The organism is Comamonas sp. BIGb0124 (assembly GCF_003752175.1).
Lineage (GTDB): Bacteria > Pseudomonadota > Gammaproteobacteria > Burkholderiales > Burkholderiaceae_C > Comamonas_F.
This window is the reverse complement of sequence record NZ_RJVF01000008.1, coordinates 1-21,416: the sequence shown is the minus strand read 5'-3', so window position 1 is coordinate 21,416 and position 21,416 is coordinate 1. Positions and strand designations below refer to the sequence as shown.

General features: G+C 65.5%; 19 protein-coding genes. 6 read left to right on the top strand and 13 right to left on the bottom strand.

Going from position 1 to position 21,416, the window contains the following annotated elements:
• Window positions 1-91: 91 nt before the first annotated feature.
• The 3 genes from EC845_RS01365 to EC845_RS01355 form a co-directional block, all read right to left on the bottom strand.
• Window positions 92-1,030, bottom strand: coding sequence for a DNA/RNA non-specific endonuclease (locus EC845_RS01365; protein WP_199739695.1), 939 nt, complete (start codon window positions 1,028-1,030; stop codon window positions 92-94).
• Window positions 1,031-1,200: 170 nt separating this feature from the next.
• Window positions 1,201-3,435 (bottom strand): TonB-dependent siderophore receptor, encoded by a 2,235-nt coding sequence (locus tag EC845_RS01360; protein WP_123295432.1) that lies wholly within the window; start codon window positions 3,433-3,435, stop codon window positions 1,201-1,203.
• A 320-nt stretch (window positions 3,436-3,755) separates the two neighbouring features.
• Window positions 3,756-5,936 carry a catalase gene (locus tag EC845_RS01355; protein WP_123295431.1) on the bottom strand — a complete coding sequence of 727 codons (2,181 nt, stop codon included), beginning with the start codon at window positions 5,934-5,936 and terminating at the stop codon, window positions 3,756-3,758.
• 315 nt (window positions 5,937-6,251) lie between these two features.
• On the opposite strand from EC845_RS01355, the gene EC845_RS01350 reads away from it, so the two are divergent.
• Window positions 6,252-7,091 (top strand): shikimate 5-dehydrogenase, encoded by an 840-nt coding sequence (locus tag EC845_RS01350; protein ID WP_123295430.1) that lies wholly within the window; start codon window positions 6,252-6,254, stop codon window positions 7,089-7,091.
• Window positions 7,092-7,117: 26 nt separating this feature from the next.
• Here the strand turns inward: EC845_RS01350 and EC845_RS01345 are convergent, their stop codons facing one another.
• The 4 genes from EC845_RS01345 to EC845_RS01330 form a co-directional block, all read right to left on the bottom strand.
• On the bottom strand, window positions 7,118-8,182 hold the full coding sequence (locus EC845_RS01345) for a Gfo/Idh/MocA family protein (protein WP_123295429.1): 1,065 nt from the start codon (window positions 8,180-8,182) through the stop codon (window positions 7,118-7,120).
• A 53-nt stretch (window positions 8,183-8,235) separates the two neighbouring features.
• Window positions 8,236-9,075: an SDR family NAD(P)-dependent oxidoreductase gene (locus EC845_RS01340; protein WP_158615579.1), complete on the bottom strand. Its 840-nt coding sequence runs from the start codon at window positions 9,073-9,075 to the stop codon at window positions 8,236-8,238.
• A gap of 11 nt (window positions 9,076-9,086) precedes the next feature.
• Complete coding sequence (locus EC845_RS01335) at window positions 9,087-10,109, bottom strand: tripartite tricarboxylate transporter substrate binding protein (protein ID WP_158615578.1); 1,023 nt, start codon at window positions 10,107-10,109, stop codon at window positions 9,087-9,089.
• 84 nt (window positions 10,110-10,193) lie between these two features.
• Complete coding sequence (locus EC845_RS01330) at window positions 10,194-10,964, bottom strand: HpcH/HpaI aldolase/citrate lyase family protein (RefSeq protein WP_123295426.1); 771 nt, start codon at window positions 10,962-10,964, stop codon at window positions 10,194-10,196.
• 151 nt (window positions 10,965-11,115) lie between these two features.
• Here EC845_RS01330 and EC845_RS01325 point away from each other — a divergent pair, with 151 nt between their 5' ends.
• Both EC845_RS01325 and EC845_RS01320 read left to right on the top strand, forming a co-directional pair.
• Window positions 11,116-12,003, top strand: a complete 888-nt coding sequence (locus EC845_RS01325) for a LysR family transcriptional regulator (protein WP_123295425.1) — start codon at window positions 11,116-11,118, stop codon at window positions 12,001-12,003.
• Between the two features lie 291 nt (window positions 12,004-12,294).
• Complete coding sequence (locus EC845_RS01320; protein WP_123295424.1) at window positions 12,295-12,645, top strand: hypothetical protein; 351 nt, start codon at window positions 12,295-12,297, stop codon at window positions 12,643-12,645.
• Window positions 12,646-12,694: 49 nt separating this feature from the next.
• Here EC845_RS01320 and EC845_RS01315 read toward each other — a convergent pair whose 3' ends face one another.
• From EC845_RS01315 to EC845_RS01305, 3 genes are all read right to left on the bottom strand, one after another.
• A complete protein-coding gene (locus EC845_RS01315; protein WP_123295423.1) occupies window positions 12,695-13,849 on the bottom strand; it encodes a hypothetical protein in 1,155 nt (384 codons plus the stop codon).
• A gap of 110 nt (window positions 13,850-13,959) precedes the next feature.
• Entirely contained in the window at window positions 13,960-14,274 is a 315-nt protein-coding gene (locus EC845_RS01310) for a hypothetical protein (RefSeq protein ID WP_123295422.1), read from the bottom strand.
• Window positions 14,275-14,368: 94 nt separating this feature from the next.
• Window positions 14,369-15,268 carry a LysR family transcriptional regulator gene (locus EC845_RS01305; protein WP_370451220.1) on the bottom strand — a complete coding sequence of 300 codons (900 nt, stop codon included), beginning with the start codon at window positions 15,266-15,268 and terminating at the stop codon, window positions 14,369-14,371.
• A 141-nt stretch (window positions 15,269-15,409) separates the two neighbouring features.
• On the opposite strand from EC845_RS01305, the gene EC845_RS01300 reads away from it, so the two are divergent.
• From EC845_RS01300 to EC845_RS01290, 3 genes are read left to right on the top strand one after another with little or no spacing between them, the layout of a single operon-like run.
• Window positions 15,410-16,078: an RraA family protein gene (locus EC845_RS01300; protein ID WP_123295421.1), complete on the top strand. Its 669-nt coding sequence runs from the start codon at window positions 15,410-15,412 to the stop codon at window positions 16,076-16,078.
• Window positions 16,079-16,086: 8 nt separating this feature from the next.
• Window positions 16,087-17,301, top strand: coding sequence for an aminotransferase class I/II-fold pyridoxal phosphate-dependent enzyme (locus EC845_RS01295; protein ID WP_123295420.1), 1,215 nt, complete (start codon window positions 16,087-16,089; stop codon window positions 17,299-17,301).
• A gap of 37 nt (window positions 17,302-17,338) precedes the next feature.
• A complete protein-coding gene (locus EC845_RS01290; protein ID WP_123295419.1) occupies window positions 17,339-18,235 on the top strand; it encodes an amino acid ABC transporter substrate-binding protein in 897 nt (298 codons plus the stop codon).
• A gap of 108 nt (window positions 18,236-18,343) precedes the next feature.
• On the opposite strand, the gene EC845_RS01285 is transcribed toward EC845_RS01290, so the two are convergent.
• The 3 genes from EC845_RS01285 to EC845_RS01275 form a co-directional block, all read right to left on the bottom strand.
• Window positions 18,344-19,264 carry a DMT family transporter gene (locus EC845_RS01285; RefSeq protein WP_123295418.1) on the bottom strand — a complete coding sequence of 307 codons (921 nt, stop codon included), beginning with the start codon at window positions 19,262-19,264 and terminating at the stop codon, window positions 18,344-18,346.
• Window positions 19,265-19,369: 105 nt separating this feature from the next.
• The gene (locus EC845_RS01280) at window positions 19,370-20,653 is read right to left on the bottom strand and encodes a TRAP transporter large permease (protein ID WP_123295417.1); all 1,284 of its coding nucleotides are present in this window, start codon (window positions 20,651-20,653) and stop codon (window positions 19,370-19,372) included.
• A gap of 1 nt (window position 20,654) precedes the next feature.
• Window positions 20,655-21,179, bottom strand: coding sequence for a TRAP transporter small permease (locus EC845_RS01275; protein ID WP_123295416.1), 525 nt, complete (start codon window positions 21,177-21,179; stop codon window positions 20,655-20,657).
• Window positions 21,180-21,416: the final 237 nt, after the last annotated feature.

Genomic DNA, 21,416 nt, shown 5'->3' with positions numbered 1-21,416 from the left:
CGTATCCGATGAACCCTGTCGAGGGTCTGCACGCGGACATGCTGCGGGCGCGCCGCCGCCCGGTTCAGTGCCGTCTGCCGTCGGCCGCCGCTCAGTGCTCGAGTGCCGGGATCAGATGCAGGCCGGTGCGCTCGACCAATTGCGCATAGCTGATGGGCTGCAGGGATTGCGGGCCGTCGGCGTTCTGGTGCCAATGCGCCCACGATTTGCCGGTGGAAGGATCGTAGACCAGCTTGAAGACATGGCTGGGCACGGCCACCTTGCCCGGGCCGATGGTCTTCTGCACGGTGCCGTCGTAGACCGGGCCGGTGTAGACATAGATATCGCCGGTGGCGCGCAGGGCGTACTTGCGCGTGTCGTCCTCGATCTTGGCCCAATCGCCGCCGTTGTGCTTCTGGTTCTGGGGAACCATGTTGGCCAGGCTGAAGGATTGCGCCATGCCTTCTTCCGTCGGCATGTCGGCGGCCGGGGCCATGTGGCCGCGCGAGTAGCCCGAACCCTTGTAATCGGCCAGTTCGGCGCGTTCTGCGGCGGGCAGGCGTGCATCGGCATAAAACCGGTCGGTGCGCTTGAGGCCGCTGCCTCGCTGAAGCGATGCGCGGCTCAGCCGCTCGACGACAAAGACAGGGGTCTTGGTCTGTCCGCTGTGCAGCACGGCGAAGGCACTGAAGCACAGTTCGCGCAGGTTGCCCGACGAACCCGACAGAACCGGCGGCTCGCCGGGAAAGAACTGGCGGCACTGATCGAACCGCGTGGCGACCGCAGGGCCCGAGGCACGCCGCACCGGCGCCGCGGTGGCGGGTGTGCTCGAAGCGCCGGAGCCGATGCCTGGCAGCTCGATCGCGCTCAGGTCGGGCAGGTGCTTCTGGATACGGCTGTTCCAGCCGGGGTCGAGGGTGCAACTCGTGACCTGAAGCGCTGCCAGCGACGAGGTGACGAGGGCGGCCCAGAAACCGAAGGAGCCGCGGGTGGATGTTTTACGGGAGGACTTGCGGCGTGAACCGGCCGCACGGGACTTCTTGCTTGCCATGGGCTGCCGATGGTAGCCGCAAATCGAGCGCGCCCGCGCCTCTGGGCCCGGAATGTTCGTCCGGGCCCGTTCTTCTTCGAGCGACGGCCGGAGACCGGCGAACGGGCGGCACAGGGGCCGCGTACGCTGGCCTCACGCCTCCCGCCGTCGCCTCCGCGCCAGAGCCGGTGTCAGAACAGGTAGGAACCGCTGACCAGGAAGGTGCGCGGAGCGCCCGGCATGCTGTTCGAGCGCCAGTAGGTCTTGTCGAACAGATTGGTGACGGCCAGCGTGACCGTCCATGGCAGCGGACGCCAGCCGATGGATGCATCCCAGCGCGCATAGCCAGGCACCTGGATGGGCGACGTCAGACTGGTCGAGCGGCTGCCCACGAAGGTGGTTCCGATCTCGCCATACCAGGCCGGATCGGGCACATAACGGGCGTACAGGCTGCCGTTGACGGTGCCGGTGTTTGCCAGTCGTTTGCCTTCGTTGGCCGGGTTCATGCGGTCTTCGAGCACCTTGCTGCTCTGGATGCCCAGGCCGCCGCGCAGGTAGAAGTTGCTGGCGACACGGCCGCTGGCACTGAACTCGACGCCACGCGAACGGTCCGCGCCGCGCACGGCCCAGAGGTAGGGATCGTTGAGATCGGGCTGGTAGCGAATGTTGTAGCGGCGCAGGTCGTACACGGCGAACTGCGTGGACAGGCGGCCGTCGAACCAGTCGCTCTTGATGCCGGCTTCGTACTGGCGCGAGTACTCGGGTTCGGAATCGAAGACCGCATCCTGCGTTGTCGATATCGAGATGATGCCGCGTCCGCCATAGGGCGCGTAGCTCTTGCTGTAAGAGACGTACACGCTATGGTCCTTCACCGGCTGCCACACCAGGCCGGCACGGGGGCTCCAGGCACTGCCGCCGGTATCGCGCAGGAAACCGTTGATGCGGTTGGTGCTGCGGAAGTCGTAGCTGTCGTAGCGGGCGCCCGCCATGAGCTTCCACTGCGGGGTGAAGCTGATCACGTCCTGCACGTACAGCGCACGCGAACGCACTTCGTGCAGGTTGTGCTGCGACGGCGCACCGCGCACCGGACGTGCCGACCAGCCCAGCGGGCCCGGGGGGTTGTATGGATCGATATATGCGTTGGTGGCGTTGGTGCTGAAGAGACGCGGGGCGCGCTCTTCTTCGCTGAACTCGAAGCCGGCCAGCAGGTCGTGCCCGATACCCCAGGTCGAGGCCTTGCCGGTGACATCCACCATCTGCGTCTTGGTGACGTTCTTGGTCTCTTGCCAGGCATAGCTCTGACGCACCGCGCCGGGCCAGGTGCAGGTGGTACCGGTGCTGGTCCGTCCGGCGGCATTGCAATAGGTGCCGAGATAGAAATGGTCGAAGTTCTGCTCGGCCGTGCGGTGGCTGGCGGTCCAGCGCACCGACCAATCGGGCGCCCATTCGTAGGCCAGCACCGAGCGGAACATGCGCAATTCGTCTTCGATGTAGTCGCCCGGGTGGGCAAAGCCGTTGCGCAGCGACACGCCGGGCGGCAGATTGTCGTAGGAAGGTCCGCGATCGGGCACACGCCACACGTTGTCGTGGGTGTACTGCGCCACCCAGGTCAGGCCCTTGTGGTTGTCGTAGGCCACGCTGGGCGAGACCATGGTGTTGCGGTTGCGGATGCCGTCTCGAAAGCTATGCGCCTGCTCGCGGTCGGCTGTGAGCCGCACGGCCCAGTTGGGGTTGAGCACGCGGTTGATGTCGGCGGTGGCACCGACGTTCTGCCACGAACCGGCACGCAGGCCCACGCTGCTGACCGCATCGAAGCTGGCCTGCTTGCTGACCATGTTGACCACGCCGCCGCCTGCTCCACGGCCGTACAGCACGGAGGCCGGTCCCTTCAGCACCTCGATGCGCTCCACGTTGGCCGTGCTGCGGCGCACCTGGCCGCTTTCGCGGATGCCGTCGCGGTACATGTCCCCATAGCTGGCTTCGAAGCCGCGGATCATCACGCCTTCGCCCCGCGTGTCGTAGTAGGTCTCGACGCCGGGCACGCCCTGCAGCATCACGCTCAGGTCGTTGATGCCGTAGGTCTTGAATTTGCTGACTTCGATGGAGTCGATGCTTTGCGGAATGTCCTTGACGTCCATGGCCGTCTTGGTTGCGGTGGAGACGCTGGGGGCCCGGGCGTCGTCCGGGTCCAGCGCGTCGGCCTTGACCGTCACGGTGGACAGCGTTTTTTCCGCTGCGCCGGTCTGGCCGGTGGTCTCGGTCTGTGCCCAGGCCGGGCCTGCCGTCAGGGTCAGCAGCGCAACCCCTGCAGCCACGGCACGAAGGCCATGGTGTGCTCCGGGTTTTCGTGTGCTGTCGATCGTTGAAGATTGCCGTGCGGTGCGGCTGGCGTCTGCCGCATGGCGAGCTGCGGTGTCTGGCGTCATGTGTTGTGTCCCTCGACATTGTTTTTAGAAGAGGACGGATTCTATTAACACAACTAAAAATGATTATTATTAGTCTTATGTAAACGAGGTGTAATGTCTCGTCCAACCAACAGCGATGTCCACAGCGAGAGGATGGCGGATGCGGGCAGGCCTGCCCCACCGGTGCGACACAGGCCGGCTACGCCGTAACGCCCTGCCAGCAAGCGGCGCACAAATGAAAAGACGGCAGTTGCGGGAGTGCCGCACGCTGCCGTCGTGGTCCGGGATGCTTGCCGTCCGACTTCGACGGCGGCGAAGCTCGTTTCAGAGCTTCGGCCGAATCAGGCCAGGTCGCGGACCTGCGGTTCGCGAGACCAATGCCGGCGCGGCCCGGTCTTCACCAGCGCCTCGATGGCGACCACGCCCTCGCCTCCCGCATCGACACCCGCTTTCTCGAGCAGGACACGGGTGCCGTCGCAATGCGCGATCGTCTTGCAATGGCCATACGCGTCCATGAACCACTGGACGGCTGCCGCATCGCTGCACAGCGCCTGGGCCTGATCGGGCATGAGGATGCTGGCGACCGCATCGAACAGCACCGAAGGCGAGCCTGCCAGTTGGCCGTCCGCCTTGAGCGTGCCGCCCTTCACGGGCAAGCCCCCCACCTTGGGCGCCACCAGAAATGCCGTGCCTCCGGCTTTTTCGATGGACTTCTTGAGTTTTTCGATCGCGGCCTTGTCGGAACCCTGCGCAAACAGAATGCCCACCTTGCGGCCGGTCCAGACGTTGCCTGCTTGTTTCTGGATGGACAGCGCGTCCGAGGGCTTGAGCTCGATGGGCTCGCGTGCGGCGGGAGCCTTGTCGGGCAGCGGCATGCCGAGGCCGTCGGCCACGCGAGCGGCCAGCGATTCGTCGACCTGGCGCAAGCGGGCCAGGATGCGCAGGCGGACATGCTCGAGCGATACCTTGGACAGCTCGAAGACCAGCGCCGAGGCGATGTGGGCCTGTTCGTTCGCGGTCTGCGACCGGAAGAACTGGCGCGCCTGGCTGTAGTGGTCGGCGAACGCTTCGGGACGCAGCCGCAACTTGTGATTGCCGTCGTTGCGCTCGGCATTTTCTTGAAACGAGGTGAAACCCGTCTCGGGACAGGCCCTGGGGCCGCTGTCCTCGCCGGCCTCGTGCAGGCTGTTGGGTTCGTAGTTGGCACGCCCGGTCGGCACCAGCGTCTGCATCATGCCGTCGCGCTGGAAGTTATGGAACGGGCACTTGGGCGCATTGATGGGAATCTGGTGGAAGTTGGTGGTGCCGAGCCGCGATTTCTGGGTGTCGAGGTAAGAAAACAAGCGCCCCTGCAACAAAGGATCGTTCGTGAAATCGATGCCTGGAATCACGTTGGACGGCAGGAAAGCGACCTGCTCGGTCTCGGCAAAGAAGTTGGACGGATTGCGATCCAGCGTCAGCCGGCCGATGACTTGCACGGGCACGTCTTCTTCGGGAATGAGTTTGGTCGCATCCAGCACGTCGTAAGGCTGTCGCGCGGCCCAGGCCTCGTCGAACACCTGCACGCCCAGGTTCCACGACGGCGGCGAACCCGAGGCAATCGCCTCGTACAGATCGCGGCGGTGGAAGTCCGGATCGGCCCCGGCAATCTTGACCGCTTCGTCCCATGTCGTCGACTCGAGGCCCAGCTCGGGTTTCCAGTGGAACTTGACGAAACGCCCCTCCCCCTGAGCATTCACAAAACGGAAGGTGTGCACCCCGAACCCTTCGATCATGCGCAGGCTGCGTGGAATGGCCCGGTCCGACATCGCCCACATGATCATGTGCATGGACTCGGGCACCAGGCCGATGAAATCCCAGAAGGTGTCGTGGGCCGAAGCGGCTTGCGGATATCCCCGGTCGGCTTCCATCTTCACGCTGTGGATGAGGTCGGGGAACTTGATGGCGTCCTGGATGAAGAAGACCGGGATGTTGTTGCCGACCAGGTCCCAGTTGCCCGCGTCCGTGTAGAACTTGACTGCGAAGCCGCGCACGTCGCGCGGCGTGTCGACCGAGCCTGCGCCGCCGGCCACGGTCGAGAAACGGACGAACACCGGGCAGCTGTTGCCCTTCTTCTGGAAGATGGAGGCCTGGGTGAGCTCCGGGATGGCCTGTGTGCATTCGAACACCCCGTGGGCGCCCGAGCCGCGTGCGTGCACGATGCGCTCGGGAATGCGCTCGTGGTCGAAATGGAAGATCTTCTCGCGCAGCACAAAATCCTCGAGCAGCGTCGGCCCCCGCTCGCCGGCCTTCAACGAATTCTGGTTGTCCGAAATGCGGTGTCCGAAGTTGTCGGTGAGGTGGGCTTGCGCATCGCCAGGGCCGCTGCCCATGTCGACATCCTGGTGGGTTTCGCCGCCCTGCCCGACCCGCGTCTTCACGGCGGGCCGGCCGGAGCCCGGAATGGCCTGGTCGAGAGGGTTCGTGGATGCGGGCGAGGCCTGGGCTTCGTTGGGAATTCCGGCGGCGGGTTTCTTCGGCATGGGGCGCTCCTGTGGCGTGGGTGTTTCGATCCGAGTCGTGGTCTCACAACTTGTTCTCAGGAACTGCACCGCACCGGCTTGCGCCCATCGACTGTGGAGCGCCCGACGGGCGGCTCAACTCCTCTGTCCGAGGCTACAGGAAAGCCCTTTCTTTCCCTAGGGCTCGACTGTCCGAAAGCAGATGGCCTTGGCGTCGGCGCGAGACTACGCCGACGTGATCGACGCGGCTCTGCCCGCTGGCAACGGCCGCGCGGAGCGGGACCCAGGGTTTCCCCCGGGTTCACTGGGTTTTCGGCTTTCTGGCCGAATGCAGCGATGACACAAGAAGCTCACCCTCCCGCCAAGCCGCCGATCGGTCCCGCAACCCAACTCTGCATGTCGCTGGCCGCAAGGCCCGGACGCTTCGGCTCTCGTTTCCACAATGCCCTCTACGAGATGCTCGGACTGGACTTTGTGTACAAGGCGTTCACTACTACCGATCTGGCTGCCGCGATCGGCGGCGTAAAGGCGCTGGGTATCCGGGGCTGTGCGATTTCGATGCCCTTCAAGGAAGCGGTGATCCCCCTGCTCGACCGACTCGATGCGTCTGCCGCCGCCATCGATAGCGTCAACACGATCGTCAACGACGCCGGCCATCTGACGGGCTACAACACCGACTACAGCGCCGTGGCCGAGCTGCTGAATCGCGCGGGCATCGCGGCAGCCACGCCGTTTGTCTTGCGCGGCGCGGGCGGCATGGCCAAGGCCGTGGCAGCCGCGCTGCGTGATCGGGGCCATCGGAGCGGGACGATCGTGGCGCGCAACGAAGGCGTCGGACGCGAACTGGCCCGCAGCTACGGCTACGACTGGGCGCCGGAGGCAGAAGGCCTCGATGCGGCCCTGCTCATCAACGCGACGCCCCTGGGCATGGCGGGTGCCGATGCCGACCGGCTGGCGTTCTCTGTCGATCAGGTGGCGCGCGCCGAGGTGGTCTTCGACGTCGTGGCGACGCCGGTGGAAACGCCGCTCATGCAGGCCGCGTCGCGCCTGGGCCGGCAGCGCATTTCGGGCGCCGACGTCGCCGTGCTGCAGGCACTCGAGCAGTTCGTGCTCTACACCGGCATCCGGCCGGACGATGGGCAGGTGGCGAAAGCGGCTGGCCTGGCGCGTGCCTGAGCCGCACACAGAGCGGTCCGCCCGCCCTAAGCGTCGATACGCAGCTCGACCGCCTGCCCCGTCCTCGCACTGAGGGCAATGGCATCCAGCGTCGCGGCGATGTCGATGCTGGCCCGTGCGGCCTGCTGCGCCGCGGCCAGGTCGTGGCGCGCGACCAGATCCGCAAAGGCTTCCGCAGCAAACCGGAAACCGCTGCCGCTGGGCGTCGAGACCGCTTCGAACGGCAGGCTCTGCAGCGTGCCACGCCGGATTCTCAGCAGGCTGGGCAGATAGCCGTGCGCATCGCCCTCGGGCCGGTCGCTGGCGTGATTGAGATACTCCGTTTCGATGGTGCCCTTGCGGCCGGCGATCACGGCGTGCCGGTGATTGGCCGTGTCCATGGCGCACGACAGCATGGCATGCCGGCCGTCTGCATACTCCAGCAGCGCGGCGGTGCGCATGTCGACATCGCTGGAGGCATAGCTGGCCATGGCCAGCACACGGCGTGGCGCCTCGCCCATCACCAGCCGGATCAGGCTGACCGGGTAGCTCCCGGCATCGAGCAACGCCCCGCCGCCGAGACTCGGTTGAAAACGGATGTTGGTCTGCGGGTTGCCCGCTGAAAAACCGAAGCTGGCGGACACCGACACCACCTCGCCGATGCTGCCGTCCCGCACCAGGCCCAGCAGAGCCTGCGTCTGGGGCTGGTGTGCGTAGGGATAACTCTCGAGCAACACCACACCGTGCTGTGCTGCGGCTTCGGCCATCTGCCGGGCCTCGTGCAGATTCAGCGCCAGCGGTTTTTCGCACAGCACATGTTTGCCTGCACGGACGGCCGCGATGGCCCAAGGCGCATGCAGGCTGTTGGGCAAGGGCAGGTAGATGGCATCGACGTCGGGGTCGGCCAGCAGGGCCTCGTAGCTGCCGAGCGCCCGCTCGACTTGATTCTCGCGTGCAAAGGTCTGGGCGTTGTCGGCCTGGCGGCTGGCCACGGTCGTCACCACCAGGCGCGTGCTGCCGCGCACATCGCGAATGAATTGGCGGGCGATATTGGCGCAGCCGAGCACGCCCACACGCAAGGGCTGGCCGCTGAAGGCAAAAGAAGAAGACATGAAGGTTCCTGAACGCGGACGAGCCGCACGAGTGGTCGAAGCCGATGGAAGAATCAGCGGGGCGTCTCGGGGCCCTGGGCCGGTGCCGGGCCGGATCTGCGCGTTCCCGGGGTGAGGGCCGTGCGGCCACCGTCGACGGGCAGGACGACGCCCGTGACGTAGGTGGCCTCGTCCGAGGCGAGGAAACACACGGCCGATGCGACTTCCTCGGGGTAGCCGGGTCGCCCCATCGGGGTCTGTGCAACCAGAGGCACAAAGGCAGCCGGCAGACCGACGCCCCGGTCGGCTGTCATGGCCCGGGCCACGCAGTTGACACGGATGCCATGCGCCGCAAACTCGTCGGCCATCAGATGGGTCAACGGCACCAGTCCGCCCTTGGCCACCGAATAGGTGGGCAACTGGGGATTGCCCAGCGTTCCATCCACCGATCCGACATGAACCACTGCAGCACCGCCGGCACGCTTGAGCAAGCCCAGAAAAGCCTGCGTGGCGTGGATGGGACCGAGCAGGTTGACCTCCAGCGCCCGTTGCCAGGCCTGTGCCGAGGTCGTTTCGAGGGTGCCCACGACGGCTTGGGCCTGGCAGTTGATCAAGGCGTGGACCGACGTTCCGTCACGGCTGCAGAGTTCGGCGGCCTGGGCCAGCGCCTGCGGGTCGCAAGGGTCGGCTTCGATGGTCTCGAGCCACCCGCCGTGACGGCGGGCCTCACGCGCCAACGCGGCCAGCGCGCCGGCATCCGTGTCGATGGCCCAGACCCTCGCCCCTCTGGCGCTGAAGGCCAGTGCACAGGCCCTGCCCAGATGGGCCGACACTTGCGGCCCCGCCACGAAGCCGCTGCCTGCGGGAGTCGAAACGGCAGCGACGACCACCGTTTTGCCACTGAAAAAATGCATGCGCGATTCCTTCATTCCGCTGTGAGCGTGATGCGGGTCTTGCGGACCATGTCGGCCCACTTCGCCGCTTCGTCGACCATCGACGCCTGAAACTGCGCCGGTGTCGACTCGGGCGGCACTTCGAGCACCATATCCGCATAACGCTTGCGCAGCGCCGGGTCGGCCAGAACCTCGCGCAGATCGCGATTGACCTTGTCCAGGATGGCGGGCGGCGTACCGGTCGGTGCGATGAACCCCCACCACAGGGGCAGCGTGGCCCCCACGCCCTGCTCGTCCAGCGTCTTGACATCGGGCAAGGCGGGACTGCGGCGGCTGGCGGTGACCGCCAGCGGCTTGAGCTTGCCCGACTTGATCAGCGGCAGAGCCGAACCCGCGATCATCATGGCCGACGACACCGTGCCAGACAGCAGATCCGGAATGAACTGCGACTCGCCCCGATAGGGAACGTGCGTGAGCCCGCCGTCGAGCTTGAGATTGACGAACTCGGTCCCGATGTGCGGCACCGCGCCCACGCCCGCGCTGGCGTACGAGACCTTGCCCGGCGTGGCCTTGGAATACGCAGCCAGTCCTGCCAGGTCGTCGTAGGGCTGGTTGACCCCGGCCACCACGATCATGTAGGTGCTGGCGACGGGGGCGATGGCCGCGAAGGCCTGCGCCGGGTCATAGGCCTTGCCGTGCATCAACACGTTCATCGCCACCGGGCCGGTGGCCGTCTGCATGAGCGTGTAGCCGTCTGCAGGGGCGGCCTTGAGAGCCTGCGTGGCGATCAGCCCGTTGGCCCCGGCACGGTTGTCGATGATGACCGGCTGCCCCCATTTCTGGCGAAGGCCATCGGCAAGGAGTCGAGCCTGCACATCCGAAGCGCCACCGGCGGTGGAGTGCACGATGAGCTTGACGGGCTTGGAGGGCCACGCTGCGATGTCCTCGGCCGCGACGGCCGGGGAGCAGGCCAGCAGGCCCGAGACCGCGGCGGCGGCGGCCAGCGCACAGCCGTTGAAGTGGCGCCGAGGCGCCGCAAAAGCACGATGGATCATGATGTCTTGTCTCCTGTCTTTTTCTGCATTTTTTCTGTCTTGTATTTCGCGTCGGTTCGGGCCGGGCATACCGGGCCCTGCGGCTCAAGCCGGCAGGCCGGCGTGAACCGCCGCCACGGATTCGCGCGACACCTTGGTCAGCAATCCGATGTCGCCGCCGCAGGTCACGAAGTTGAATCCCTGCTCGATGCGCTGCAAGGCCGCCTGGGGCCCCGAGCAGAGGATGCCAGCCACTTTGCCCTTCGCACGGGTGCGGGTGCAGATGGTGTGAATGGCGTTCCGCACATCCGGATGGTCGGATTCGCTCGACGGAGGCTGGCCCAGGGCAATGGCCAGGTCGTTGGGACCGACGAAGATGCCGTCGAGCCCTTCCACCGCCAGGATCTCGTCGAGCGCGTCGAGGCCGCCTCGGGTCTCGATCATGGCCATCTTCACGATCTCTTCGTTGGCGTGCGGAAAGTAATCCGACCCGCCGTACAGTTGCCCGCGCACCGGTGCATACGAGCGTGTGCCCAACGGCGCGTAGCGGCAGGCCGAGACAAAGGCCCGGGCTTCCTCGGCGCTCGAGATCATGGGACAGATCACGCTGTAGGCGCCCGCGTCGAGCACCCGGCAGATCGACGTCGGGTCGTTGCCCGCGAGCCGCGCCATGGGCATGGCCGGTGTCGCGCTGAGGGCCTGGAACATGCCCAGCGCCTGCTCGAAGCTGATCATGCCGTGCTGCAGGTCGAGTGTCGCCGCGTCGTAGCCCAGATGGCCCAGGGTTTCGGCGGCCAGGCTGGAAGGAATGGACAGCCAGGCGCTGACTGCCACGCCGCCGCGTGCCCAGATGGCCTTCAAGGGATTTTTTCTCACGTTGTCTCCGTTTCGGGGTAGGTATGACGTGAATTTAAGCGGGTTGATTCAAAAACGAAATCGAATTAAATTTGTCGATTCTTAAACATCATCTAACAATCGATGCCGCTGCGCCGTTTGGCGCAGCCCTGCCCTGTCTGGCATTCCTCCCATGAACATCTCGACACGCCAACTGAAGGTTTTCGTCACCGTGGCCCATGCCGGCAGCCTGGTCGAGGCCTCGCGGCTGCTGCACCTCACCAGCGCCGCGCTGAGCGTGAGCATCAAGACGCTGGAGCAGGAAGTCGGTTTCCGGGTCTTCGACCGCACCACGCGTGCCCTGCGCCTGACCGCCGAGGGCTCCCGCTTGCTCGCAGTGGCCACCACCATGCTCGAACAGCACGAGGCCACGGTGCACGCCATCGAGGACATCCGCCTGCAACGCTCGGGCCGGGTCCGCATTGCGACCACGCAGTTGCTGAGCTGCACGCTGATGCCGCCTGCCTTGACCCGTTTTCGCGCGCAATGGCCGCAGATCGAGGTGGTGCAGGTACCCGCGCTGTATGACAACTTCCAGGGCCTGCTGCTGCGCAAGGAAGTCGACATGGGCATCGGCCCGCAGCGGCTGTGCGACGACGATCTGCAGGCCACGCCCTTGTTTGCCTCGACGCTGTACCTGGTGTGCTCGATCCATCATCGTTTTGCCAGCCGCCAATCCGTGCAGTGGAAGGAGCTCGACGGCGAGAAGATCTTCCTGGTCGACAAACGCGGCGCAGGCTGGCTGGCACGCGACGCCGGTTACCAGTTGCAGTTCGAGCACACGGTCGATGTCGGGCACTTCAGCACCGCCCTGGCGCTGGCTTCGGAAAACGAAGGCGTGCTGTTCGGCCCGGGCTTCACCCGCCCGCTGCTCCTGCCCTACACGCTGGCGATGATTCCCCTGGCCGCGCCTGCCGCCAAGCGAAGCTTCATGCTGTATGTCAACGCGCAGGACGCACCCAGCGCGGCAGCCGCCCAGTTGGCCGCGCACCTGAGCCGCGAGTTCCACGATCTGACCTGATGAAACGACGCATCAGGCACGCCCTCGCTTCGGCGTCGAGGCGCCTGGGCCTGCGACAGCCTGCCGGCCGGGCCGCCCGCCGCCGTTGAACGCGACTCGTGAAGGACTGCACAAAAACCGGTGGCAGCCAGGAAAATCGGGCATGATGTCCGATGAGCCTCGCACATAGACCACTCTTCGGAGGATCGACATTCCCTCCAGCCGCCGCGTGACGGATCTGGTCGGTGTGCTTTGAGATGCGAGCCGTAGTCTCACAAGCCAAGGAGCGCCTTCACCGCGCAAACGATCCGCATGACCAAAACGCAAGACATGGGCACTGTCGCCTCCAAGGTGCTGCGCCTGCTTCAAGGCAAGGCGGCCGCTGTCGACACACCCGAAATCTGTACCCAGATGGGATTGACCGAGGCTTCGGCCCTGAGTGTGATGAGGCGCTTGATGAGAGACCGGCTCGTCACCCCCTGCGGCACCGACGCCTACGAGCTCACCCCGGCGGGCGAAGCCTGGCCCCGGACCATTCGCTCCCAGAACGCCGTGCAGCCGCCTCAGTTCTCGAACATGAACACCAAGTATGTCCCGCCCCCTTCGGATCATTTCCGCCCGGGTTCGGAGCAGGCCAAGAAGGTCCCCAGCCGCGGCTTCTGACGGTGCGCACCGCACGGTCGCGGCAGCCGATGGCACACGCCGCCTTGGCTCACTTCGCCGAATGTGGCGCAGGTGATGGCGTAGGCGGAAAGAGCGAGGCCCGGGCGGCTTCGGATGGCAAGACGCAGGTGACATCGTGTCCGCAGCCGGGCACCACGGTGAGACGCCTGCTGTGATCGATGCCATTGCGGCTGTCGCCGGATGGGATGAACGCCTGCTCGTAAGCCAGGTACGCCTGCCCTCGCTGAAGCCGATACGGCCCCTGAAGCAGGGCCGCACACGATTTGTCGAGGATGGGATAGAACGCCCCCTTTTCCGCACTGCTGTCCCGTTCACCCTCCAGATAGGCGATCTGCGCCTTGGCATAACGGGCCTTGGCCTCGGCCGCCGGCCTTCCCAACGCGGCCGGCAGTGCCTCGACGCCGTATTTCCAGCCGTCGTAATCCCTGCAGGCGCCGGGGTCGGACGGCACGTCGAACCGGAAGGTGCAGCCTGCGGGAAAATCCGCTCCGCCACCGCATGCCTCCCAACCGACGGGGTTTCCGGCCAGGGTGGGCACGGGTCGCACCGGATCGAAGTAAAGCCAGCTTCCCGGGTCCGCAATGACATACCGGAGCGTCACGCCTGCGGGCGGATCGCCGGCGAAGCCGACACTGTGCTGCAGCATCTGGGCCCCTGCAGAAAATCCCGCCAGCGTGATCGTCTGCAAACCGGGCCACTGGCGCACCAGTTCCGCGACCAGCGCATCCAGCGCAGCAAACGAGCCGATCGGCACCGCACCCTGCGATGGACTGCCGTCCAGCCAACTGCTGCAGGTCCACAACGCATCGCCGGCCTCGGGTGGCGGCACGCCACGGGCACGGCAGCGCGCGGATCGATCCTCGGCGACCTGGAACAGCGGAGCGGCGATCAAGGTGTCATCGAGCCGGCCGGCCCGGCGCGCGGCCAGCAGTGCGGCGTCGAAACTGCGGTTTGCATCCCGAGGATGCCCGTGCATCACGACGATCGCCGACCGTGGCGACGGTCCCTGCGCCGCGCCGGGCAGGCGCGAGGTGTAGTAATGCATGCGCCCGGCGCCGGCCGGAAGCGCGAAGGCGACAAAACAGGCGGGCGTCGCTCGGCGGTCGCATGGGGGGGGCTCGGCGGCGGACGCCGTCTGGGCCCACGCACCGGCCATGAACGGCCCCAGTAGCAGCACCCACATCACGAATCGACGAAGAGCGGAAGGTCTCGGGTGCAGGGTCGTTTTCAGGACGCGGGGCATGGGGGATACAAGCTGGAAGGGCCTGCCTGCGCAGTGTTCGGCCAGCGGGGTCAGTGGCTGAGGTGCATCCAGAGATTGTCCTTGCCGTTCAGGACGCCCACCGCGCGGATGTGACGGATCGACTCACCCAGATGTTGCTCGAGAACCGGCAGGATGCGATCCAGCGCCTGGCGATCGCTCTTCAGGTCATCGACGATCGAGGCATCGCGAATGAACTCGTAGACGCCAGGCTGATCCAGCTGGAAACAAAGGTCTTCGCCCGCCCCGCTGTCGGCGACCATAAAAACGACCAGCGAGGGATTGTCGACTTCGAAGTCCTGCAGAAGGTACTCGTTGTCTCGCCGGGGATACATTTTGTAGGCCATCACGCATTCTAGCCGTCGCACCTGCCGGGCACGCAGGGCACGCTCGCCGAGTCATCCTCCGAAACAAGACCCTTGCGGATTCGTCTGAAATCGATCAGTGCTGAAAGACTTCATTGAAGTTGCAGCACTCCTGCGCCAGCATGACGATGGAGGACAGGAAGGAACGGCCCTGCTCCGAATGCTGCAATCCGACATACGGAATGGGCGGCAACGGCTCCAGCACCTGGACCTCCATCAACTGTGCCGACCGGATCAGCGGCCGCAGGCACTCGCGGGGCATGTAGCTCACGCCCAGTCCGGACATCGTGAGCCCGATCGCCGCGACCAGATTGCCGACGGTGATGGTCTCGGTCGGGCGGATGCCTCTTTGGCGCAGCCAGGCGTCGTAGAAACGGCCGGTTCCGGAATGAGCTCCTTGTGTCAGCAAGGGGAACTTCACCAGATCGTGCACGTGGATGGCCCGGTCATGAGGCAACAGGCCGGGTTTGCAGAACCAGGCGTGCTGCACCGCCCCGATCGGCGTGCTGAGCAGCAGTTCGTCCGGCGCATGCTCGGCCACGAACACGACATCCAGATTCTGGTTGAGCAGCCGGTCACGCAGCCCGATGCTGCTGTCGAAGGTCGGCTCCAGCACCACTTTGGGGAAATAGGCATGGATCGAAGCCACCAGCTTGGGCAACCACGTCATGGCCGTCAGCTCGGTGATGCCGACGCGTAGACGGCGGGCGATGACGTCGGGGCGGCTCAGTTCCTCGATTGCGGCATCGCGTTTCTCCAGCAACTGACTGGCGATGAGGAAAAAGGCCTCTCCCCTCTCCGTCAACCGGGCCGATCGGCCGCTGCGATCGAAGATCTGGATGTCGAACGACGACTCGAGCTCTTGCACCCGCTTGGAAACCGCGGCCTGCGAGGTATGCAGACGGACGGCCGCCTGACTGAATCCGCCCGCCTTGACGATCCAGAACACGGCTTCGAGTTGCTTGAACGTCATCATGGTGCATTTTTCTCCGGCCGGCTTTTGATCATTCCATTTTAGTATTCAAAAACATCGATAAATATCGTTTTTATTTATGTAAAAGTCTCTTCAGAATGCGCTGCATCCCTTCAACAGCCTGCGTTTCTGAAAGAGTCCAGCTTGCTCCAAGCCCCCGTTTCCCATTCCGAAGCCGCACCGACATCGGTCGCCCCCGCATGGCTGGCTTCCTTCGCGCCGGTGCCCACCGCGCATCTCAGCGACAACCTTCAGCGCATGAGCGGCATGGTCGGTCTGCAGCGCTACCACGGCCGGAAAAAGCTGCTGGGCACGGCCTGCACGGTGAAGGTTCGCCCCGGCGACAACCTGTTCATCTACAAGGCGCTGACCGAGCTGGCTGCCGGCCAGGTCCTGGTGATCGACGGCGGTGCCGAGGTGACCCAGGCGCTGGTCGGTGAACTGATCATGCTGCAGGCGATCCGGCGGCAATGCGCCGGCTTCGTCATCGATGGTGCGATCCGCGACAGCGCCGCTTTCGCCGCGGCGGATTTCCCGTGCTACGCACGGGCCGTCTCGCACCGGGGTCCCTACAAGCTGGGGCCGGGTGCCGTCGGCGTGCCGGTGGCCATCGGCGGGCAGGTGGTGATGCCGGGCGACGTGATCGTCGGCGACGAGGACGGCGTCGTCAGCTTTCCGCAGAGCGCGGCGCCCGGGTTGCTGGACGCCGTGGCGCGCACCGCGGCCAAGGAAGAAGCCATTCGGGCCGAGATCGCCGGGGCGGGCGCCCGCCCGGCCTGGCTCGACCAGGTGCTCTCGGCCCACGGATTGTAAGGAAGACCATGACTGCCAACCTCCGCATCGCCCGGCCGCTGATGGCCGCCAAACCCTCGCCCAGCATCGCAGCCAAAGCCCGGGTGGACGCCCTGCGCGCCGAGGGCCGCGAAATCGTCGACTTCACGGTCGGCGAACCCGATTTCCAGACCCCTGCCCACATCGTCGAAGCGGGCAAGCGGGCGCTCGACGAGGGCCAGACCAAATACACCTCGTCGCTGGGCACGCCGGCCTTGCGCAAAGCCGTGGCGGCCAAGCTGCTCAGGGAAAACGGCCTGAGCTACGACGTACAGGACGTGATCGTCGGCGTGGGGGCCAAGAACCTGATCTTCAACGCACTGGCGGCGACCCTGGAAGCCGGCGACGAAGTGATCGTCCCTGCGCCGTGCTGGGTGTCGTACCCGGATATGGTGACCCTCAACGGCGGCACACCGGTGATCGTCGACTGCCCGGAAAGCCAGGGATTCAAGCTGGCTCCCGAGGCGCTCGAACAGGCCATTACCGCCAACACACGGTGGCTGGTGCTCAACACGCCGGGCAACCCGACGGGTGCGGTCTACACGGCAGGCGAACTCGAAGCCCTGGCCCGGGTGCTGGACGCGCATCCCCAGGTCTGGGTGCTGACGGACGAGATCTACGAACACTTCGTCTACGACGAGGGCCGGCACCGCTCCATCCTGACGGTGGCGCCCGGCCTGAAGGCCCGGACCCTGCTGATCAACGGCGTGTCCAAGGCCTATGCGATGACCGGATGGCGCATCGGTTATGCCGCCGGCCCGCGTGAGCTGATGAAAGTGCTGGCCCTGCTGGCGACCCAGACGATGACCTGTGCGAGCGCCATGAGCCAGGCCGCAGCGGTGGCGGCCCTCGATGGCGATCAGGCCTGCGTGCGGTCGGCCGCCGCGTTGTTCCAGTCGCGCAGGGATCTCATGATTCGCCGCCTGCAAGCCACCGACGGCATCGCATGCCAGTCGCCCGCAGGGGCTTTCTACGTCTTTGCCAACGTCCAGGGGCTGCTCGGTAAAAGACGGCCGGACACCGGCGCCGTGCTGCAGTCGGACGTCGATGTGAGCGCCTATCTGCTCGACCGCGCCTCGGTTGCCACGATCGACGGCCAGTCCTATGGCATGTCGCCGTACCTGCGGTTGTCGTTTGCCACCTCCACAGAACAGATCGAGCGCGGTTGCCAAGCCCTACGGGCCGCGGTCTCGGAACTGCAGTAACTCCTCTCGCCCTCCTTCCCGTCTCCAAGGTGCCTCCATGAAGCTTCCCGTTCCCACCGTCCTTGCCGCCGTGCTGCTGAGCGCCGCATTCACCGCCTCGCACGCACAGTCCGAAGGGACTCTGGCAAAAGTCAAAGCCACGAAAACGATCACGATCGGCAACCGCGACACCTCGCTGCCGTTCAGCTACAAGGTCGGCGACGGCAAGGATCCGATCGGCTTCACCAACGACATCTGCCTGAAGATCGTGGACGCCGTGAAGCAGAAGCTCGGCATGGACGATATCGCGGTCCGGTACACCACGCTGACGTCGACCAACCGGATTCCGTTGATCCAGAACGGCACGGCCGACCTGGACTGCGCGACGACGACCAACACCCTGGCGCGGGCCGAGCAGGTCGATTTCGCGCCCAGCCATTTCGTGGCGACGATCACGGTGGCCACCCGCAAGGACTCCGGCATCCGCTCTTTGGCAGACCTCGGCAACAAGACGGTTGCCACCGTGGCGGGCAGCACGTCGATCCAGTTGCTGCGCAACTACCGCCGCAACGAAAACGTCGAAGTGCGGGAGATCTCGGGCAAGGACCCGTCCGAAGCCTTTCTGCTGATGTCGAGCGGACGGGCCGATGCCTACGTGCTCGACGACGTTCAACTGGCCAGCATGATCGCCACCTCGGGCCAGGCCGATGCGTTCGTGATGCTCAAGGAGTCGCTGCGCGAAGAGCCTTACGGGATCATGTTCCGCAAGAACGACCCCGAGTTCAAGGCGCTGGTCGACGAGACCGTGACGGGGCTCATGACATCCGGCGAGATCGCCCGGATCTACAGCCGCTGGTTCACCAGCCCCGTGCCGCCGATGGGTGTCAACCTCGGTTTTCCGATGACCGATGCAGTGAAGGCGATCTACGCCCAGCCCAACAACAAAGGCATCTGATCGAAGCGCCGGATGGCGCAGGCGTCGGACCTGCACGACGGCGGCAACGACGGGCCGCCGGTGGGCAGGGCCCCGGCCGTCCGGGCCGCGGGTCTCCGGCCGGAACGGTCAGGCCCGCCGGGACTCGCGGGTCACCAGCCAGATGCCCAGGCAGACCAGGATCAGCGCCGCGAGGTAATGCCAGTCGAGCAGTTGCTCGCCGAGGAACAGGGCCGACAGCGCTGCACCGAAGACCGGCACGGTGAAGTTGTAGATGGTGACCTGGCTCACGCGGTTGTGCTTGAGCAGCAGGCTCCACAACGAAAACGCCACCGCGGACAGCAGAGCCAGATACACCAGCAGTCCCCAGGCCAGCGGGCTGGAGCGGTGCAGTTCGCCGCCTGTCAGCCATCCCAGCAGCAGCAGCGCCAGCCCCCCGATCAGCAGTTGCCATCCGGTCATGACCATGGGGTCCATCTGCCGCGACAGCTGTTTGCCGTAGATGCTCGAGGCCGCGAGGATGAAGGCCGCCAGCACCACGCTGCCCTCGCCCATCCACGAGAAGCCGCCCAGCAGGCCATCGGCTCCGCCGCGGAGGTTGACCACCATGACGCCCGCGAAACCGATCAGGCAGCCCCAGCTCTTGGCATGCGTGAGCCTGTCGTTGTGGTAGACCCAGTGCGCGATCAGCACACTGAAGAAGGTGGCCGTGGCGTTCATGATGGCGCCCTTCACGCCGGTCGTGTAGGCCAGGCCCAGGTAGAAAAACACGTATTGGAGCGTGGTCTGGGCCAGCCCGAGCACCGTCAGTTGAAAGGCCCCCAGCCTGCCCTGTCCGCCGAGCCGCTTGCCCAGCAGCCGCGCCAGCAGCAGGACCATGAGCCCGGCGCCGGCAAAGCGCCAGCCGGCAAAGACCAGCTTGCCCGGCAGATCGCTGGCCACCAGTCCGAACAGCTCGTAGCCGCCCTTGATGGCGGGATACGAGCTTCCCCACAGCAGACAGCACAGCAGGGCCAGGCCGGCCACCATTGAACGACGCGTCAACCACATGTCGAAATTCTTTCTGAAAACCGATGCCCGCTCGAGCAGGCCCTCAAAGGGAAAAAGGCTCCGGATCGCTCCGGAGCCCTGTTCATCGTAAGTGTGAATAAAGCTTCAAAGTCCGAGATACCGGGGCAGCCACAGCGACAGCCAGGGGATGTAGGTGACCATGCCCAGCACCAGCAGCAGTGCCAGGAAGAAGGGTTTCATGGCCGACAGCACCTCCCCGATGGAGAGTTTGGCCACCGCCGATCCGGTAAACAGCACCGCACCCACGGGCGGCGTGATCAGGCCGATGCCCAGGTTGAGCATCATGATCATGCCGAAGTGCACCGGGTCGACACCGATCATCTTGATGACGGGCATCAGGATGGGCGTGAGGATCAGGATCAGCGGCGCCATGTCCATGATCGCCCCCAGCACCAGCAGCAGAACGTTGATGAGCGCCAGCAGCACGTACTTGTTGTCCGACAGACTGGTGAGGAAAGACGTCACCGTCATCGGAATCATCATGATGGTCATGATGTAGCCGAAGGCCGCCGCAAAGCCGATCAGGATCATCACCACCGTCACCGTCTTGACCGTGCGGTGCAGCAGCTTGGGCAGGTCGCGCCACTTGTAGTCGCGGTAGATGAACATGGTCACGAAGAACGCCCACACCACGGCGATGGCAGCCGACTCGTTGGCCGTGAAGACCCCCGACATGATGCCGCCCAGGATGATGACCATGGTCATCAGGCCCCACAGCGCATCGGCGCAGATCTTGAGCGCCTGGCGCAGCGGAATGACCTCGCCCTTGGGGAAGTTCTGGCGGCGGGCCGTCCACAGGCACAGCAGCGCGATCACGCCGCCGAGCAGCAGCGCCGGGAAGACGCCGGCCATGAACAGCGCGGCAATCGACACCGAGCCGCCGGCCGCCAGCGAGTACAGCACCACGTTGTGGCCCGGCGGCAGCAGGATGGCCTGCACCGAGCAACTGACCGTGACGGCCGCGGCGAACTTGCGTGGATACCCTTTTTTCTCCATCTCGGGAATCAGCACCGAGCCGATCGAGGCGGTGTCGGCCACGGCAGAGCCCGAGATGGCCCCGAAGAAGGTCGAGGCCAGCACGTTGACCAGCGCCAGGCCGCCGCGGATGAAGCCCACGAGCACGCCGGCAAAGGCGATCAGCCGGCGCGCCATGCCGCCCTCGGCCATGATGGTGCCGGCCAGCACAAAGAAGGGAATCGCCAGCAGCGAGAACTTGTTGACGCCGGCCGCCAACTGGATCATGACCGCGTCGAGCGGCAGGTCCACCCACAGCGCACCCACCAGAGCCGACAGGCCCAGCGAGTAGGCGATCGGCACGCCCAGGAACACCAGGGCAAAGAAGCTGCCCAGAAGAATCAGCGCGTCCATGTCAGACTTCCTCCAGCGCGTGACTGGCTTCGTGGGAGATGACCTGCCGATCCGATTGCGGACCCAGCAGGCGTTTTTCGATGACGAACAACAGGGTGATGGCCGCGCCGATGGGCACCGGCAGGTAGGTCGCACCGACCGGCAGCCACGGCAGCTCGGCAATGCCCTGGCGCCAGGTCTCGAGGCTCAGGTTGAGGCCGAACCACACCACGAACAGGCACAGCGCCATCATCAGCAAGTCGACCAGCAGGTTGACGGCGCCCTTGAGGTGCGCGGGCAGGCGGTCGCTGACCATGGTGACGGCGATGTGGCCGCCGGCCCGATAGGCCACGGAGGCGCCGATGAAGGTGAACACCATCATCAGCAAAATGGCGATGGGCTCGGGCCAGTCCGATCCCGTGCCCAGCACGTAGCGACTGAAGACGCCCCAGGGAATGATGAGGGACATCAGCGTGATCGCTGCGCCGGAAAGCCAGACGGCCGCCACGTAGAGGGCGTCCATCCAGCACAGAAAACGTTGGCTCATGGTGTTGGAGAAGAAGTGGGAAGAGCAGGAGTGGGAAGGGCAGGAGGAGAAAGCCGGCTGCCGCCGGCACAGACCCAACGCCCGTGCCGAGCTCCCGCAGGAGCCGGACGACAGGCGCAGGGCCTCGACGAGGCGGGCAGATGGATCAGTTGACCGCTTCGATGCGCTTCATGAGATCGACGTAGTTGGCGCCGTACTTGGCGCGCACCGGTGCGGTGGCGTCGTAGAACGGCTTGT

What these genes read in the sequence shown, in the direction of transcription:
- EC845_RS01340 (WP_158615579.1), bottom strand. Translation starts at nt 9,075, where the DNA reads ATGCATTTTTTCAGTGGCAAAACGGTGGTCGTCGCTGCCGTTTCGACT.
- EC845_RS01310 (WP_123295422.1), bottom strand. Translation starts at nt 14,274, where the DNA reads ATGGCCTACAAAATGTATCCCCGGCGAGACAACGAGTACCTTCTGCAG.
- EC845_RS01315 (WP_123295423.1), bottom strand. Translation starts at nt 13,849, where the DNA reads ATGTGGGTGCTGCTACTGGGGCCGTTCATGGCCGGTGCGTGGGCCCAG.
- EC845_RS01275 (WP_123295416.1), bottom strand. Translation starts at nt 21,179, where the DNA reads ATGAGCCAACGTTTTCTGTGCTGGATGGACGCCCTCTACGTGGCGGCC.
- EC845_RS01335 (WP_158615578.1), bottom strand. Translation starts at nt 10,109, where the DNA reads ATGATCCATCGTGCTTTTGCGGCGCCTCGGCGCCACTTCAACGGCTGT.
- EC845_RS01355 (WP_123295431.1), bottom strand. Translation starts at nt 5,936, where the DNA reads ATGCCGAAGAAACCCGCCGCCGGAATTCCCAACGAAGCCCAGGCCTCG.
- EC845_RS01295 (WP_123295420.1), top strand. Translation starts at nt 16,087, where the DNA reads ATGACTGCCAACCTCCGCATCGCCCGGCCGCTGATGGCCGCCAAACCC.
- EC845_RS01305 (WP_370451220.1), bottom strand. Translation starts at nt 15,268, where the DNA reads ATGATGACGTTCAAGCAACTCGAAGCCGTGTTCTGGATCGTCAAGGCG.
- EC845_RS01285 (WP_123295418.1), bottom strand. Translation starts at nt 19,264, where the DNA reads ATGTGGTTGACGCGTCGTTCAATGGTGGCCGGCCTGGCCCTGCTGTGC.
- EC845_RS01290 (WP_123295419.1), top strand. Translation starts at nt 17,339, where the DNA reads ATGAAGCTTCCCGTTCCCACCGTCCTTGCCGCCGTGCTGCTGAGCGCC.
- EC845_RS01365 (WP_199739695.1), bottom strand. Translation starts at nt 1,030, where the DNA reads ATGGCAAGCAAGAAGTCCCGTGCGGCCGGTTCACGCCGCAAGTCCTCC.
- EC845_RS01320 (WP_123295424.1), top strand. Translation starts at nt 12,295, where the DNA reads ATGACCAAAACGCAAGACATGGGCACTGTCGCCTCCAAGGTGCTGCGC.
- EC845_RS01360 (WP_123295432.1), bottom strand. Translation starts at nt 3,435, where the DNA reads ATGACGCCAGACACCGCAGCTCGCCATGCGGCAGACGCCAGCCGCACC.
- EC845_RS01350 (WP_123295430.1), top strand. Translation starts at nt 6,252, where the DNA reads ATGACACAAGAAGCTCACCCTCCCGCCAAGCCGCCGATCGGTCCCGCA.
- EC845_RS01325 (WP_123295425.1), top strand. Translation starts at nt 11,116, where the DNA reads ATGAACATCTCGACACGCCAACTGAAGGTTTTCGTCACCGTGGCCCAT.
- EC845_RS01345 (WP_123295429.1), bottom strand. Translation starts at nt 8,182, where the DNA reads ATGTCTTCTTCTTTTGCCTTCAGCGGCCAGCCCTTGCGTGTGGGCGTG.
- EC845_RS01280 (WP_123295417.1), bottom strand. Translation starts at nt 20,653, where the DNA reads ATGGACGCGCTGATTCTTCTGGGCAGCTTCTTTGCCCTGGTGTTCCTG.